We start from the raw sequence: 16,505 nt of genomic DNA on the forward strand, positions 1-16,505 counted from the left end.
AGGTGTTTTGTCATGCCACAGTTTTTCATGAATAAACGATTAATTATTTTGCTTGTTAGCATTATTATTCTCGTGGCATTGATAGGGTTTTCCTTAAGCCGTTCAAAGCTTACTTGGCCGGAGCAGTTCATCAAGGACACTACCGGCTGGGTGCAAACCCTAGTTTCAAGGCCTGTCCATTATGTGGCAGGTGTCATTGATAATGTAAAAGACTTGCAAGATACATATCAAGAAAATAAAGAGTTAAAAGCCAAAATTGAAGAATACGGTCTTTTGAAAGCACAGGTTCAAGGCTTACAGAAGGATAATGAAGAGCTGCAGAAAATTGTTGATGAGTATCCTTCTTTAAATGATAAGAAGCTGCTGAAGGCAACAATTGTCAGCAGAGACCCTAATCAATGGAATGAATTGATTACAATCAACAGAGGCAAAAACGATGGTGTGGAAAAAGACATGGCAGTTATCACATCAGCTGGGCTAATCGGAAAGGTTAAATCCGTTAGCACAGGAACATCAACTGTCCAGCTGTTGAGTTCAGAAGATCCAACAAACAGGATATCCGCTTATATTCAAAAGGATGAAAACAACAAGAAAAAAAACAAAAAGACTTCTGTTTTCGGCCTAATTGAAGATTATGATAAGGAATCAAAAAACCTAATTATGACATGGGAGGAAGTTCCTGACGGCCTTGAGGTGAAGAAGGGACAAATTGTCTCAACATCAGGCTTAGGAGGAGTTTTTCCGCCAGATTTGGCTATTGGTAAAGTAGTCAAGGTAGAGTCAGATGAATATGGCTTAGCGAAAAAAGCTTATATTGAGCCAGCAGCAGACTTTTATGATATAGAGCATGTTCTTATTGTAAAAAGAGAAAGCAGCGAGGGCGACGAATGAGAAAGTTTCTTATCGGCTGTCTGATTGCTTTCATGTTTATTCTCGAAAGCATTTTTGTAGAATTGCTGCCTGGAGATTTGTTTTCGAATCATATTTTAGTGCCGCACTTTTTGATTATTACCATTTTCTTTTTCTCCATTTATGCAAATCGTAATGCTGCTATTATTTATGCCTTTGTTTTTGGCTTGCTCGTTGACGTTGTGTATACGGAAGTGCTTGGGATATATTTCTTTGTGTTTCCCTTCACTATCTACATTTGCAGTAAAATAATGAAGGTGCTGCACGCAAATTTGCTGGTGGTTTCCGTCATATCGTTACTAGGTATTACTATTTTAGAGATGATCGTGTATGAAATTAACTTTCTTATTCATTTGACAAGCATGGAATTTATTTATTTTCTCCAACTACGTCTTGTCCCAACATTGATATTAAACGCGATTTTTCTTTTAATTGCTGCATACCCTTATAAGCGTATTTTTGAAAAGTATGCTGGGGAAGGCAAGGATTGAGAACTGCATGCGAATGTTAATGAAATAACCCTTTTCCATAAAGTGTTTTTTTTGCTTTATGGGAAGGGATTTTTCTAGTATTGTCATCATTTTTCAATTCTTTGCTTTGTTTTAAAGAGGATTTTTATTTACTTTTGTCGAATATATAGCAGGAACAAGACTTTTTTTAGATAGACAGATAAGGATTATTCCTTTTTCTAGCAGAGGTGAACATCTTGAAATGAAAAGAAAGCAGTTAGTAACCATTAAGGGGACAAAAAGTGGCTTAAGCCTTCATCTCCATGATAACTGTTCCTATGAAGACATGATGAGGGAGCTTGAGGAAAAGCTTCGTGAAAGCTCAAGCATGCACGGGGAGAAACAGAATATTACGGTTAATGTTGAGCTTGGCAATAGATACATAACAGAGAATCAGAAAGAAGAGCTTGTCGAGGCGATTCAATCTAAAAAGAATCTCTCTGTCCAAGATATAAACAGCAATATTATTACAAAGTCAGAAGCGGAACAAATTGCGCAGGAAAACGAGATTGTATCCGTTGCTAGTATCGTTCGTTCTGGTCAGGTATTGGAGGTTCCAGGCGACTTATTGCTGATTGGTGATGTCAATCCTGGTGGTAAGGTAGTCGCAGGAGGCAATATTTATATAATGGGAAGCTTAAAAGGTGTGGCACATGCAGGTGTGAATGGAAATGAGAAGGCGATTGTCGCTGCATCTGTTATGAGGCCGACACAGCTTCGCATCAATACATTGATAACGAGAGCGCCTGATGAGTATCCTGAAAAAGACAAGCGGGATATGGAATGCGCATATGTGGATAACAGTGAAATTATGATTGATAGATTACAAGTGTTAACACATCTAAGACCGAATTTGACAAAATTGGAAGGGGGACAAAATAATGGGTGAGGCTATCGTTGTAACGTCTGGAAAGGGTGGTGTCGGTAAAACCACCACGAGCGCTAATATCGGAACTGCTCTTGCATTGCAAGGTAAAAAAGTATGTTTAATAGATACAGATATAGGTCTTCGTAACCTTGATGTGGTTATGGGACTTGAAAATAGAATTATTTATGATTTGGTGGATGTTGTGGAGGAAAGATGCAAAATTCATCAAGCGCTTGTTAAGGATAAACGATTTGATGATTTATTGTATTTGCTGCCTGCTGCACAAACAAGTGATAAAACGGCAGTGCATCCGAAGCAGATGAAGGAGCTTGTTCTTAAGCTAAAACAGGATTACGATTATATTATTATTGATTGCCCGGCAGGAATCGAACAAGGCTATAAAAATGCTGTTGCTGGTGCAGATAAAGCTATTGTCGTAACAACACCTGAAGTATCATCTGTCAGGGACGCAGACAGAGTTATTGGCCTTCTTGAAAAAGAAGATCATATCGAATCTCCGATGTTAGTTATTAACCGCATTAGAAATCATATGATGAAAAACGGCGACATGCTTGACATTGATGAAGTAACATCCCACCTATCCATCGGCTTGCTTGGAATTGTGGCAGATGATGATGAAGTAATAAAGGCTTCTAACAGCGGTGAACCGATTGCGCTTAATCCAAACAGCAAATCATCACTGGCCTACAGAAACATTGCCAGAAGAATTCTAGGCGAAACAGTTCCGCTTCAACATTTAGAAGAGGAATCAAAAGGTATGTTTGCCCGTATAAAAATGTTCTTCGGAGCGAAATAAAAAAGCAGCTTATGAATATAAGCTGCTTTGCACTGCCGACAACTGGAATGGTTGTCGGCAGTTTTTTTATTTCCGCCAAAAAGTAGTACAGTCTGCTTTATCGGCAATATTAAATTCAATCATTTTTGCCAACAGAGAAAAATCAACTGGTTTTTCCCACTTAATGCGCACTAATTCTTTCGTGTGATCATAGCCGGACTCTTTAATATCATTGGAAAAACGTTCAATGACGACTTTTTCAGGAGCAACTGCTAAATGGTGTTTAGCAATGCTAAAGCCGATAATAAATGTTTCGTGATCTGTAAACATTGGCTGCTTCCATGCTATTTTTGCCACTAGATTTGGATAGTTTTCTGCAACCCAGCTTAAAACCTCTTCTGTCCGTTCCCGGTGCAGCGGGTTATCAATCTTCTCTAAATATTCTGCGAATGCTTCCATTAGTTCCTCCTGATAAAAATTAGCTATTTTTACAGCCCCTCTAGAAAAGAGGGATGATCCTTTTATTATGATTTTATAAGACGTTTTCGAATATACAAGAAAAGGAAAATAATAATAGCAAGTGCGATGACTACATAAATAATATTAGAATAAATATCCATATATTCAACGATTGATTCCCATGATGAACCAACAGCAGCGCCGATACGAATCAGCACATAGTTCCAAATAAGCGTACCAAGTGTTGTTAATACAAGGAAGATACCGAAGTTCATTTTTGCCATTCCAGCAGGCAGAGAAATTAAGCTTCTAATAAGCGGAATAAAACGACAGAAAAAAACAGTCCAGTAACCATATTTGTCAAACCAGCCGTTTGCTTTATGTACATCTTCTTTAGTCAATCTAATAATATGTCCCCATCTATCTACTATACTCTCTATCTTTTCCATATTTAAAAGTGTTCCGATCCAATAAAGGATAACTGCACCCAAAACAGAACCAACTGTTGAAACAGCAACAACACCAAAAACAGTCATATCAGTATAGGTTGTCATGAAACCGCCGAATGTTAGGATGATTTCTGATGGGATGGGAGGAAAGATATTTTCTATTGTTATCAATAGTAATATTCCGATATAACCGAATTCCTCCATCGTGTTTGTAATCCAATTTTCCATAAAGACCTCCTTTTTGTTTAACGATTATGTTAATTGCCCTTTTCCAAAAGGACAAATATTTTCCATAAACAGTATTACTTTAATAATAGCAAAAGTAGTGATGAAATTGCCAATATAAACAGGAGAATAAGCAAAGCACATAAATTTACAGGCTGTTGTCATACTTGTTTTGAATGATTCATAGAATAAGACTATTAGGACAAGGTATTGGGGAGGAGAGACTTTTGAGTTCACGTGCAGATGAAATCAGGAGAAGAATTGAAAAAAGAAAAAGAGAGCGAGAAAGAATGCAGAAAAATGTGGAGAGAAGGATTCTTTGGAATGATGAAGAAGAATCTAACGACCACAATACCTTCCATTTTGAAAATGACAATAAGGATGATTTTCATCCACTATTCCGCAAGGATTTATTCCTATTAAAAATACTAGGTGCAGCCGTTTTGTTTTTAGCAGTGGCAATTATCGTAAGAAATCAATCCCCTACCCTCCAAAAAGCAGAAACATCAATAAGACAAGCAATGGATCAAGAATTTAATTTTGCCTTTGTGTCTGATTGGTATGAGGACCAGTTTGGCAAGCCGCTTGCCTTCTTACCAACTAAGGCCGGTGAGGAAGAGCCTGCAGATGACAGTCCATTACAGCAATATGCCCTATCTGCTTCTGGGAAAATTTTAGAAGATTTTGCTGATACAGGACAGCGGGTGGCAATTGAAACAGGCATTGACACGACAGTGCAGGCATTGAACGAAGGGACGGTTACATTTATAGGGGAGAAAGAGGGGTTTGGAAACACCGTGGTGATACAGCATAGTGATAAAAGCGAATCTTGGTATGGCAACTTGGAAGAGGTTGATGTAAGAATTTACGAAGCTGTCAAAAAAGGCACCAAGGTCGGTTTAGCTTCCGGCTATGGAACAAATGAGACACTTGGCTTATTTTACTTCGCTATTAAAAAAGATGATGATTTTATCGATCCCATTCAGGTGATCGAGTTTGAATAAGTACCTTCGTGTATTTCAATCAATTTATATTCATCCATTCTTATGGGCTGTTATTGGCATAGGCGTCATAACCGCCCATTTTTATGAATTATGCTTGCTTTTGCTTATCATCCTTGTGCATGAATTAGGGCATGCGCTCGCTGCAGCTCACTTTTCATGGAGAATTAAACGAATTGCCTTGCTTCCTTTCGGCGGTGTGGCAGAAATGGATGAGCATGGCAATAGGCCGTTAAAAGAGGAAGCAATTGTAACGATTGCAGGACCACTGCAGCATATATGGATGGTTGCATTAGGCTATATCGCTTATGAGCAAGGGTGGATGTCGGAATACCTTTTTCATTCTTTTTTAGAATTTAATCTGATGATTTTCTGTTTTAATTTACTCCCTATTTGGCCGCTGGATGGGGGGAAGGTTTTGTTTTTATTTTTATCTTTAAAAAAGTCCTTTCCGGCTGCCCATAAAATAACACTGCTTTTGTCCTTAACTGGTACCCTTTTGTTTTTAGGTGCAATCCTTTTATATATGCCAACAAATCTTAATGCATGGATTATTTTGCTGTTTTTGTGGTTCTCGCTTTTTTATGAGTGGAAGCAAAGGCGCTATATATTTCTCCGGTTTTTACTGGAAAGATATTATGGAAAAACAAATGAACTCAGAAAGCTTATGCCGATAGAGGTCAAAGAAGAGGAGCTTTTGTTTCATGTGCTAGAACGGTTTCATCGTGGCTGCAAGCACCCAATCGTGTTGAAAAAGGGAAAAGTGAACCACTCCTTAGATGAAAATGAAGTGCTGCACGCCTATTTCGCAGAAAAGCTTGTGACCGCTAAAATTAGTGATTTACTGTACCGGTGAGTGTGTGAGATGTCTGGATTCCAGACATCTCTTTATGCTGTCTTTCTTTCCTGAATAAAAATAAGGTAAAATAGAAGAATCATGGAACAAAAAGGATGAATGTGTTTGGAAAAGATGTTAGTAAATATGAAATCCAGAGAGAAGCGCTTTGCTTATCTCTTCAATAATAAATTAGAAAGACTGTATATCGAGCAGCCCCAGCAGAAGTCTGCTGTTGGCAATATATATGTTGGTATTGTAACAAAGGTGGCACCTGGTATGAATGCTGCTTTTGTTGATATCGGCGAAGTCAAAAACTGCTATTTGCCAAAGGATAAGCTAGCTTCCTATTCGGCTGATGACAGCTCCTTTAATGAAAAGAAAAACAGAAGTATATCGACATATATAAAGCAAGGGGAAAAGGTGCTTGTCCAGGTTGTCAAGGATGCTACAGGGACAAAGGGGCCAAAGCTGACAGGGATTGTCGAGCTGCAGAAGGATAATCTTGTCTTTATGCCTTACGGGAGGTATATTGCTGTCTCCAAAAAGCTAGTTGACCAAAAAATACAAAAGCAATTGCGCTCTGTCGGAAAAAAACTCACAGCTCAATCAGAAGGACTTATCTTTCGAACAAGCGCTGCAAATGCAAGTGAAGCAGAACTTACAGCAGAAATAGACGATTTGCGGCAGAAGTATACTGAATTAGTAAGACAAGCTGCCACTGCCAAAAAGCCAGCATTGCTTTTAGCAAATAATGATTACGAACGAGAGCTGTTTCGCATTTTGGAAAAGATGGAATCAGGTGAGGTTTTTGTTGATACACAGGAGGAAGCTAAAGCCTGGAGCAGTGTCTTTCCTAAGCTAAGCTTTCACTATTATGCTGATAACAAAAATCTTTTTTCCTTCTTTTCTATCGAAAAGGACATTGAGGATGCTTTAAAAAGAATCGTCTGGCTTGAAAAGGGAGCGTATCTGATAATTGATGAAACGGAAGCAGCGACCATTATTGATGTGAATACAGGTAAGTATGAGGGCAGGCATAATTTGGAGCAAACTGCTTTTGATACGAATCGGTATGCTGCACTTGAAGCGGCCAGACAGCTTAAAGTAAGAGATTTATCGGGAATTATTTTAATTGATTTTATCGACATGCCAAAGGAGCATGAAAAGAAAATCGAAGAAATTATGAAAAAAGAGCTGCAAAAGGACAGCAGGCAAACAAAGGTCATTGGCTTTACTGCACTCGGTATTCTCCAAATCACCCGCAAAAAAACGGTCGTGCCGCTCTCACAAGCTGTTAAAACAAAATGCCCAGTTTGTGACGGTGCTGGTACTGTAATGAGCGCTGAAAGTATGGCTTTTAAGCTAGAGCGGGAATTATGGGAATATGAAAGAAGTGACCACGATTTAATAGAAGTAGAGGCACAGCGTGAGGTAATCAAGGTTTTCTCAGGAAAAGACAAGCAGCATTTATTGCGGCTCGAAGAAATACTTGGCATCCAAATCAACTTGTTCGAAAGGGACTTTGCCATTCCTGACTATCATATAAAGTACATTGGTCAAAAAAATAATAGCTAAGAGAAACCAAAACGATTGATTGACAGTATCCTGAAATCGTGTTAGTATTTTAATGTTGTTTGTAGCACCCGCTACTACAACCGCACAGAACAGGTTACATAAGTCTTTGGTTAACAAAGCGCCTGTGATTGGCGAGTCTTAGTATAAACAAGGAGGTGCATTTTAATGTACGCAATTATTGAAACAGGCGGAAAGCAAATCAAAGTTGAAGAAGGTCAAGCTATCTACATTGAGAAATTAAACAGTGAAGCTGGTGAGACAGTTACTTTCGACCGCGTTCTTTTCGTTGGCGGAGAAAATGTAAAAGTAGGAAGCCCTGTTGTTGAAGGAGCTACTGTTACAGCTAAAGTTGAAAAACAAGGCCGTCAAAAGAAAATCATCGTTTTCAAATACAAAGCGAAGAAAAACTATCATAAAAAGCAAGGTCATCGTCAACCGTACACAAAAGTTGTTATTGAAAAAATCAACGCGTAAGGTGTTTGTATGATCGACATAACGATTAACAAAACAGATTCAGGCGTTATTGAATCATTTACAATAAGCGGTCATGCCTTGTTTGCTAATCATGGGAATGATATTGTCTGTGCTGGTGTTTCAGCTGTCTCCATCGGAGCGATTAACGCAGTTATATCCATTACAGGCATCACACCTGATATAGAGCAAGGCAAAGATGGCGGATTTTTGAGCTGTGGCATACCTACAAATATTCCTGCTGAAACCCGTGAAAGAATTCAACTTCTTTTAGAGGGGATGGTCGTTTCCTTGGAGACGATTGAACGGGACTATGGCAAGCATGTTACAATCAACTATAATTAAATAGGAGGTGGAACGAATGTTAAGATTAGATCTTCAGTTTTTTGCATCGAAAAAAGGGGTAGGTTCTACAAAGAACGGACGTGACTCCATTTCTAAACGTTTAGGAGCTAAACGTGCAGATGGTCAATTAGTAACTGGTGGAAGCATTCTTTACCGTCAACGCGGTACAAAAATCTATCCAGGAGTTAACGTTGGTCGTGGTGGCGATGATACACTATTCGCAAAAGTTGACGGAATCGTTAAATTTGAGCGTCTAGGCCGTGATCGCAAACAAGTTAGCGTATACCCAGTAGCACAAGAAGCATAAGTTTCTTATGAAAAGGCTGGCTCTTTTGGAGTCAGTCTTTTATTTTATTTAGTTTTTCAGCACTTAGACAGACAGCATGTATGCTTTCTGTCTAAGTGCTGAAAGAAAAGATTTGCATTTTTTTGCTATATTTTTACGTGTCGTTTCATTTTTTGTTATACTTACATACGAGAAGTCTTCTGACACTAAATAACCGTGTAGGAGTACGATAATGAACAGAGACCGGGATACAATTGAATTTTTGAGACATGTACGCCATGATTGGCTGAATAAAATCCAACTTATCAAAGGGAATATGGCATTAAACAAAACGGAACGCGTTGAGGAAATCATTGATGACATCATTTTGGAAGCACAGCAGGAGGCAAGGCTTTCTAACTTGGAGCTTCCTGCGTTTGCGGCTAAAATATTGACGTCCAATTGGGAAAGCTATTCATTTCGTTTGGAATATGAAGTGCTTAATGAACAAAAGTGTCATTGTATAGAAGACTTTGCACTGACTGACTGGACGAGCCGATTTTTTTCCGTATTGAACAAAAGCATCAAAAAATACCATGATAATAATCTTTCCGTGTCAATCGAGCCACAATTAACGGAAACTCGATTGTTTTTTGATTTTAGCGGAATAATAGAAGAGAAAAAGCTGCTTATTGATTTCCTGCAGGAGAAGCTGAAAGATGGTTTTCTTGTGGAAAAAAGTGATATTTCTGATGAGGAATTAACGGTCGAGCTACTAATAAAGCAGCATAAGGATAACAATTAATTGTATTTCGATTCATAGGCGAGTAAGAAGCCTACTTTAGGAGGAAGTTGTAATATGTTTGTTGATCAGGTCAAGATTTACGTGAAAGGCGGCGACGGCGGCAATGGAATGGTTGCCTTTCGCAGAGAGAAATATGTACCAAAAGGCGGACCAGCTGGCGGAGATGGCGGTAACGGAGCAGATGTAGTTTTTGAAGTGGAAGAAGGCTTACGGACATTAATGGATTTCCGCTACAAGCGCCACTTTAAGGCACCGCGCGGAGAGCATGGAATGTCTAAGAACCAGCACGGTAAGAATTCAAAGGACATGATTGTCAAAGTTCCTCCGGGCACTGTTGTGACAGATGCGGTAACAGGAGAAACGATTGCAGATTTAACACAGCATGGTCAGCAGGCAGTAATCGCTAAAGCTGGTCGCGGCGGACGTGGAAATTCCCGTTTTGCTAGCCCATCGAATCCTGCTCCAGAGCTTTCTGAAAACGGTGAGCCAGGCCAAGAGCGCGAAGTGACATTAGAGCTTAAAGTGTTGGCAGATGTCGGCCTTGTTGGTTTCCCAAGTGTAGGTAAATCAACGCTCCTTTCTGTCGTGTCTGCAGCGAAGCCTAAAATTGCTGATTATCATTTCACGACTATCGTTCCAAACTTAGGAATGGTAGAAACAGAGGATAGCAGAAGCTTTGTAATGGCAGATTTGCCAGGACTAATTGAAGGTGCGCACTCTGGTGTCGGATTAGGGCATCAGTTCCTACGTCATATTGAACGTACAAGAGTTATCGTCCATGTTATTGATATGGCTGCAATCGAAGGCAGAGATCCTTTCGAAGATTATATTACGATCAATAAGGAGCTGCAAGAGTACAATATGCGCCTTCTTGAAAGACCGCAAATCATTGTTGCTAATAAAATGGACATGCCAGATGCAGAGGAGAACTTGAAGGTCTTCAAAGAAAAGCTGGAAGAAGATTATCCTATTTTCCCTGTGTCTGCGATAACGAGAACAGGCTTAAGAGATTTGTTGTTTGCCATAGCAGATAAATTGGAAACGACACCTGAGTTCCCGCTTGAGGAAGTGCAAGAAGAGGCTGGAGTTCACCGTGTGCTTTACAAGCATGAGGTGGATGAGCGTCAATTCTTTATCTCAAGAGACTCTGACGGAAGCTTTGTGCTGACAGGTGAAGGAATTGAAAAGCTGTTCAAGATGACTGACTTCTCAAGAGATGAGTCTGTGAAAAGATTTGCTCGTCAAATGAGGGGTATGGGAATAGATGAAGAGTTAAGACAACGTGGTGCAAAAGATGGGGACATCGTAAAATTAATGGAATATGAATTTGAGTTCATTGATTAATCTTGCTTAAAGGATGTTTCTCTCTCCTTTTATGGCAAGTCTAAGCCATAAACTAAATTTGTTAAACTTTCATGGGGTTATCCCCATGGAAGTTTCACTTTAGCTTAAAAAGAGGGTGAGCGAATGAAACAGAATAAATTGGACCAGCGTTTTTTTCTAGTCCGTGAGGATGTTCTTTCAGAGGCAATGAAAAAAACATTGGAAGCAAAGGAATTGCTGGAACGAGGAAAAGCAGAGTCTGTTTTTGATGCGGTCCAAAAGGTTGATTTAAGCAGAAGTGCTTTTTATAAATACAGAGATACGATATTTCCATTTCATACTGTTGTAAAGGAGCGCCTGATTACTTTATTCTTTTATATTGAGGACAGGTCTGGTACGCTTTCTAAATTGCTGAATGTCGTGGCATCAGGTGGATGCAATGTTTTGACGATTCACCAAACAATTCCATTGCAGGGACGGGCGAACGTAACCCTTTCCTTAAATACAGCAGAAATGGAAATCTCTATTGATGCATTGCTTGAAAGGCTGCGTATGCTTGAGTTTGTAGAGAAAGTAGAAGTTTTAAGCTCAGGAGCATAATCTGCTCCCTTTTCTTTTAGAAGAGAATTCAGAATTATACATAAATAGCGTTTTAGTTGGAGGAGAAGGACAGTGAAAGTAGGGTATCTAGGACCGAAAGCAACATTTACAAATATTGCAGTAAATAAATTGTTTCCAGATGCGGAGAAGCTTCCGTTTATGACTATTCCGAATTGCATGGATGCTGTCATGCAAGGGGAAGTGGAGGCTGCGCTTGTTCCTGTTGAGAATACATTAGAGGGTTCTGTGAACATTACACTAGATTATTTAATTCATGAGGTGGACCTGCCAATCAAAGGGGAGATAACTGTTCCAATCAAACAACATTTGATGGTGCATCCGAATTTAAAAGATAGCTGGAAAGAAGCAGAAACTGTATACAGTCATTCCCATGCTATTGCTCAATGTCACCGATTCCTTCACGCAGAATGGAATGGGATTAGATGTGAAAATACCACTTCCACAGCAAGAGCTGCTCAATTTATAAAGGAAAATCCAGAGCTTAAGGCGGCTTCTATTGGAAATGAACTAACGGCTAATGAATATGGTTTAGAAATTGTTAAAAGGAATATTCATGATTTTGATAATAACCATACGCGTTTTATTATCATATCCAAAAATAATATTGCCTATCAGCCGAATGATTGCAAGCTTGTTGGTCACAAAACGAGCTTAATGGTTACACTTCCAGCCGATGAATCTGGAGCACTTCATCAAGTTTTGTCCGCTTTTGCGTGGAGGAAGCTTAACCTCGTTAAAATAGAATCAAGACCAACAAAAACTGGTCTTGGCAATTATTTCTTCATTATTGATATAGATCGTGAGCTTGATGATGTATTAATTCCAGGTGCGATGTCAGAGCTTGAAGCAATTGGTTGTGAAGTAAAACTGCTGGGATCATATCCTTTTTATACGGATGCGAAATAAAAAAAGAGGCTGGGACAAAACAAAAGATAAGTTTTCTAAACACGAATAATAGAATTACAACTAAATTTGAAAAATGAAGGTTGTGTCTAAATAGAATGTCGAGTTAAAGTTAGTTTGTTTCATTGCGCGCTCGTCCTCGCGCTTTCCGCGGGGAGGTATGGAGCCTCCTCGTCTTCGCCTGCGGGGTCTCATCCTTTCCTCTATTTCCCGCAGGAGTCGAGTGGCCTCCGCTCCATTCCACTAAAATTTCTAATTTTTTGTATTTAAACTAAAAACAAAAAACCGAACTATCTAATCAGTAGTTGATTAGCAGTTCGGTCTTTACGCTGGTTCACATACTTATGTCCCAGCCTCTTTATTGTATAAGTCTGTAATTAAGCATACACTCAGTCATCCAATCCTATCAAAAACCCGGCGTTTCTTAGAGCGGCTTCTGCTTCTGTCAGGGCAGATTGGGAATTTGCAGTTAATGTATGTAAATGGATGCCTGATGTTAGTTGTGATAAATAAACTGCATTTGTACTTTGGATTTTTTTCATAAATTGCTGTACTTCTTTACGATTGGACACCAGAATAGATGCCGTCAAATCACCGTAAACAGGATGTTCAATTTTTACATCCTTGACAGTTACTCCGTAATCGACAATTAATAGAAGCTCTTCCTCTGTCTTTTCTGGAGCATGGTTACAGGCGATTATTTTTTCAAAAAGCTCTGGCTTTGATTGCTGCAAATATAAGTATCCTTGACTTGTGGCAATAATCGGCTCATTTTTCGCCTTAAGCAAGGTAATGTCTCCAACAATTATCTGTCTGCTGACATTTGTCAGCTTTGATAGCTCGCTGCCTGTATATGGTCGGCTATTCTCTTTCAGCAAGGATAATATATAGCTCCTTCTTTCTTCTCCGAGCATTTTTTTTTCTTCCATAAAACTCCTCCTTAACAATCCATTCAAGGATGCCCTGATTTCGTATATTGTTAGTGCTTTTTATCCTGTATTCATACCTTGTCCTATTTTACCAAACTAATCGCTTTAGTCGCCAATAATTTCGATTTTAATGGTGAGTCCATACTGATAAAAGTAAGTTACTATATAAGAACATTTAGCGAGCAGTACATAAATCTTGTGAAAACAGCATAAATTTTTTTGAAGAACGATAACACTTTTTCTACGATAACATAGACTATATGGACATATGCATAGGAGGGAATCTATAGTGAAAATCCATATCGTACAAAAGGGGGATACTCTTTGGGAAATTGCCAAAAAATACGGCGTTAATTTCGAAGAGTTAAAGATGTTAAATTCCCAGCTAAGTAATCCAGATATGATTATGCCCGGTATGAAAGTTAAAGTTCCTACTGCTGGCGGCAGTATAAAAAAAGAAGCGCCAATAGCAGGAATTAAAAAAGAACAACCAATTTATAAAGAGCAACCAATCATCAAAGAACAACCGATCGTAAAAGAGCAGCCGATTGTTGTAAAAGAACAGCCAAAAAAAGAGATGCCTAAGAAGGAAATGCCGAAAAAAGAAAAGCCACATACTCCAAAAATGCCTAAACCAATCATCCCTGAAATTGATATCCACAATTACTATTCCATGAACATGACAAATGTAGATATAGATGTTGAGGTTGAAGAAAAGCCAGTGCCACAAAAGCCAGTGCCAGAAAAGCCTATTAATATTGTCCCAATCGTAAAGGAAGAGCCAAAGAAAGAGGTTTGTCCACCGATTATTCCATATCAACCATATTGTTATGAGGTATCACCGATGATGCCAGGCTCAGGCTTCCCGCCAGGCGTATGCATTCCAGAAGGTGTGCCAATGGAAACATATCCGATGGACCACACATATCAGGCTCCAATGGTTATGCCTGCACATGGGCATGGAGTAAAGCATAAATGGGAGGAATCTTCCTCATCTTACAATACTCCATTTACACCTAGCTCACAGCCATTCCAGCATGCACAAGTAAGTCCAATGCATGGTCATAAGGAAATGCCTGTTCAGCAGCAGCCGTTCCAGCATTATGGTCATATGCCAATGCATACTTCTTATGATATGAACGAATCGTCTGATTACACAAATGTTTCACCTGCAGCCTATACAGCTCCAGCACAAATGCAAATGCCGCAGCTTCCATTCAAAGAAGATTGTGGTTGTGGAGGACCTGCTGTGCCATATCCAAGTCATACTCATTCTGCACCAATGGGAATGCAGCAAGGCTTCGACCCAGGAATGGGAGGCCAAATGCAGTTCGGAGGCAACCCGGGAGTAATGGGAACCCAAGGCTTCGACCCAGGAATGGGAGGTCAAATGCCATTTGGAGGCAATCCAGGAGCAATGGGAATGCAGCAAGGCTTTGACCCGGGAATGGGAGGCCAGATGCCATTTGGAGGTAATCCAGGAGCAATGGGAATGCAGCAAGGCTTTGACCCGGGAATGGGAGGCCAAATGCCATTTGGAGGCAATCCAGGAGCAATGGGAATGCAGCAAGGCTTTGACCCGGGAATGGGAGGCCAAATGCCATTTGGAGGCAATCCGGGAGCAATGGGAATGCAGCAAGGCTTTGACCCGGGAATGGGAGGCCAAATGCCATTCGGAGGCAATCCAGGAGCAATGGGAATGCAGCAAGGCTTTAATCCAGGAATGGGAGGTCAGATGCCATTTGGAGGCAATCCAGGAGCAATGGGAATGCAGCAAGGCTTCGACCCAGGAATGGGAGGCCAAGCGCCATTCACCTATCCAGGAGGAGAACCATTCGGTCCGGGAGTAGCAGGAATGCAGCAAGGCTTTAATCCAGAAATGGGCGGTATGCCTATGACTGGTGGTCCAGGATATCCAACAGGCGGTGGAATGCCTTATATGCAGGAACCTCCATATCCACAAGGAGCAGCAGGCAATGTGCCAATGCAATTCCCGATGGATGACATGGGTGGAATGCAAGGAATGCCGTTTGAGGGAATGATGGGCGGAAGTCCAGGTACACGCGATTTTAATGCTGCGCCAATTATGGGTCCAGGAGGAAATGCTCCAATTTTTGCACCTCCATTCCATGGAAACGGGCAGCCGCCATTAGTACACCCATATGGAATTAATGAAGTGACACCATTTGGAATGCCTCGTTATCTTGACGAAAGCAGTGACTATGAAATTTAACAACAGAGGAGACGATAATTTAGTCTATCGTCTCCTCTCTTTATTACAAACGAAGCTGCCTTATCCGGTTAAAGAACTAAAGCGAATTCGTAAGCAAGTATATTTAGTTATAACAGACTATAATTGGCTAATATTGAAGGAGTTTCCGAGCTATAAAAAACTAAAAATTCAAGAGGCATTTACGAATTCCCTTCATTATGAGGGTTTTCATGCAACCTATCGCTTTTTTTCATTTGATCAGGACCCAATTATTATAGATAATTGCATCTACGGATGCATTGAGTACATACCTGGAAGTCTTAAACCTTTCTCTTACGGGGAAAAGGAAAGCAGACAGGAGGCCTTAGTCTTATTAGGGCAATATTACGAATGCACAGAAAAGCTCGTTGATGCATATCAATATGTTTTGCCTCATTTTGATATTTATGAGAAGTGGGTGGAAAGAAGTAAGCAGTTTAAGGCAAATTTACCTGTTGCAGCTCCATTTATAAAAAAAAATTTGCTGCAGGAATTGACCAGCTGGATTGACTGGACACTTTACCAATTAGAAAAAGAAAAAGTTAATATGGCGAATGAAAAAAAGGTAATCTTACATGGAGATGTTGCACATCATAATTTTATCCGTGGTTTAAATGGACATTTATATTTAATTGATTTTGACCTTATTAGTATTGGCCCAAGAAGTATGGATTATTTACAATTTGCCAATCGGATTTTACCGGTTATTGGTTGGTCCCATTCTCAGCTTCAAAAAATGAATTTGCTACAGCCATTCCTACACGAAAGATCTTTTTTAATTGGATTAGCCTTTCCAACAGATATACTGCGTGAATGGAATCGGCTTATTAGGCAGAATAAGATGGAAAATGACTTAGCTAGAGAGCATGTTGTGGAGCTAACAGAGCAACAATTTTCTAAAAGGAGAAAATTTGTCAATAAAATGATGAAATTAACCGATTAGAGATTGTTAACATGTATGCC

The 16,505-nt window shown here is 39.7% G+C and carries 19 protein-coding genes and 1 other annotated feature; of the genes, 16 read left to right on the forward strand and 3 right to left on the reverse strand.

Translation table 11 applies throughout. From position 1 onward, the window contains the following. Positions 1–12: 12 nt before the first annotated feature. The 4 genes from mreC to minD all read left to right on the forward strand — a co-directional run bounded on the left by mreC (position 13) and on the right by minD (position 3,103). A complete protein-coding gene (mreC, locus tag NQZ71_RS07570; protein ID WP_144456385.1) occupies positions 13–891 on the forward strand; it encodes a rod shape-determining protein MreC in 879 nt (292 codons plus the stop codon). Further along, positions 888–1,400 carry a rod shape-determining protein MreD gene (mreD, locus tag NQZ71_RS07575; protein ID WP_127737275.1) on the forward strand — a complete coding sequence of 171 codons (513 nt, stop codon included), beginning with the start codon at positions 888–890 and terminating at the stop codon, positions 1,398–1,400. Before mreC ends, mreD begins: the two co-directional genes overlap by 4 nt. Positions 1,401–1,620: 220 nt before the next feature. Further along, entirely contained in the window at positions 1,621–2,307 is a 687-nt protein-coding gene (gene minC / locus NQZ71_RS07580) for a septum site-determining protein MinC (protein WP_127737277.1), read from the forward strand. Next, a complete protein-coding gene (gene minD, locus NQZ71_RS07585) occupies positions 2,300–3,103 on the forward strand; it encodes a septum site-determining protein MinD (RefSeq protein WP_127737279.1) in 804 nt (267 codons plus the stop codon). Before minC ends, minD begins: the two co-directional genes overlap by 8 nt. A 66-nt stretch (positions 3,104–3,169) precedes the next feature. Here the strand turns inward: minD and NQZ71_RS07590 are convergent, their stop codons facing one another. After that, positions 3,170–3,541 carry an iron chaperone gene (locus tag NQZ71_RS07590; RefSeq protein ID WP_127737281.1) on the reverse strand — a complete coding sequence of 124 codons (372 nt, stop codon included), beginning with the start codon at positions 3,539–3,541 and terminating at the stop codon, positions 3,170–3,172. A gap of 65 nt (positions 3,542–3,606) precedes the next feature. Next, on the reverse strand, positions 3,607–4,218 hold the full coding sequence (locus tag NQZ71_RS07595; RefSeq protein ID WP_260053769.1) for a DedA family protein: 612 nt from the start codon (positions 4,216–4,218) through the stop codon (positions 3,607–3,609). Positions 4,219–4,442: 224 nt separating this feature from the next. Here NQZ71_RS07595 and NQZ71_RS07600 point away from each other — a divergent pair, with 224 nt between their 5' ends. The 10 genes from NQZ71_RS07600 (at position 4,443) to pheA (ending at position 12,365) form a co-directional block, all read left to right on the forward strand. Further along, entirely contained in the window at positions 4,443–5,219 is a 777-nt protein-coding gene (locus tag NQZ71_RS07600) for a M23 family metallopeptidase (protein WP_260053770.1), read from the forward strand. Continuing rightward, a complete protein-coding gene (locus tag NQZ71_RS07605; RefSeq protein ID WP_144456380.1) occupies positions 5,212–6,072 on the forward strand; it encodes a M50 family metallopeptidase in 861 nt (286 codons plus the stop codon). The genes NQZ71_RS07600 and NQZ71_RS07605 overlap by 8 nt, the downstream gene beginning before the upstream one ends. A gap of 114 nt (positions 6,073–6,186) precedes the next feature. Then, the gene (locus NQZ71_RS07610; RefSeq protein WP_317011733.1) at positions 6,187–7,629 is read left to right on the forward strand and encodes an Rne/Rng family ribonuclease; all 1,443 of its coding nucleotides are present in this window, start codon (positions 6,187–6,189) and stop codon (positions 7,627–7,629) included. Positions 7,630–7,697: 68 nt separating this feature from the next. Continuing rightward, positions 7,698–7,778: a sequence feature (ribosomal protein L21 leader region), on the forward strand. Positions 7,779–7,794: 16 nt separating this feature from the next. After that, on the forward strand, positions 7,795–8,103 hold the full coding sequence (gene rplU, locus NQZ71_RS07615) for a 50S ribosomal protein L21 (RefSeq protein WP_127737291.1): 309 nt from the start codon (positions 7,795–7,797) through the stop codon (positions 8,101–8,103). Positions 8,104–8,112: 9 nt separating this feature from the next. Continuing rightward, a complete protein-coding gene (locus tag NQZ71_RS07620) occupies positions 8,113–8,445 on the forward strand; it encodes a ribosomal-processing cysteine protease Prp (RefSeq protein WP_317011607.1) in 333 nt (110 codons plus the stop codon). Between the two features lie 16 nt (positions 8,446–8,461). Then, positions 8,462–8,752, forward strand: a complete 291-nt coding sequence (rpmA, locus tag NQZ71_RS07625; protein WP_016201696.1) for a 50S ribosomal protein L27 — start codon at positions 8,462–8,464, stop codon at positions 8,750–8,752. 211 nt (positions 8,753–8,963) lie between these two features. Continuing rightward, entirely contained in the window at positions 8,964–9,515 is a 552-nt protein-coding gene (locus NQZ71_RS07630; protein WP_317011608.1) for a Spo0B C-terminal domain-containing protein, read from the forward strand. A gap of 54 nt (positions 9,516–9,569) precedes the next feature. Beyond that, on the forward strand, positions 9,570–10,859 hold the full coding sequence (gene obgE / locus NQZ71_RS07635) for a GTPase ObgE (RefSeq protein WP_317011609.1): 1,290 nt from the start codon (positions 9,570–9,572) through the stop codon (positions 10,857–10,859). 123 nt (positions 10,860–10,982) lie between these two features. Next, on the forward strand, positions 10,983–11,438 hold the full coding sequence (locus tag NQZ71_RS07640; RefSeq protein WP_127737300.1) for an ACT domain-containing protein: 456 nt from the start codon (positions 10,983–10,985) through the stop codon (positions 11,436–11,438). A gap of 72 nt (positions 11,439–11,510) precedes the next feature. Further along, positions 11,511–12,365, forward strand: coding sequence for a prephenate dehydratase (gene pheA, locus NQZ71_RS07645; RefSeq protein ID WP_317011610.1), 855 nt, complete (start codon positions 11,511–11,513; stop codon positions 12,363–12,365). 386 nt (positions 12,366–12,751) lie between these two features. Here the strand turns inward: pheA and NQZ71_RS07650 are convergent, their stop codons facing one another. Then, a complete protein-coding gene (locus NQZ71_RS07650; protein ID WP_127737304.1) occupies positions 12,752–13,291 on the reverse strand; it encodes a transcription repressor NadR in 540 nt (179 codons plus the stop codon). A gap of 289 nt (positions 13,292–13,580) precedes the next feature. Between NQZ71_RS07650 and safA the strand changes: the two genes are divergently transcribed. Together safA and NQZ71_RS07660 are read left to right on the forward strand one after the other, a co-directional pair. Next, on the forward strand, positions 13,581–15,524 hold the full coding sequence (safA, locus tag NQZ71_RS07655; protein WP_317011611.1) for a SafA/ExsA family spore coat assembly protein: 1,944 nt from the start codon (positions 13,581–13,583) through the stop codon (positions 15,522–15,524). Continuing rightward, complete coding sequence (locus NQZ71_RS07660) at positions 15,514–16,485, forward strand: aminoglycoside phosphotransferase family protein (RefSeq protein ID WP_260053773.1); 972 nt, start codon at positions 15,514–15,516, stop codon at positions 16,483–16,485. The genes safA and NQZ71_RS07660 overlap by 11 nt, the downstream gene beginning before the upstream one ends. Positions 16,486–16,505: the final 20 nt, after the last annotated feature.

This window comes from Niallia taxi (genome assembly GCF_032818155.1).
Taxonomy (GTDB): Bacteria; Bacillota; Bacilli; order Bacillales; family Cytobacillaceae; genus Niallia; species Niallia taxi_A.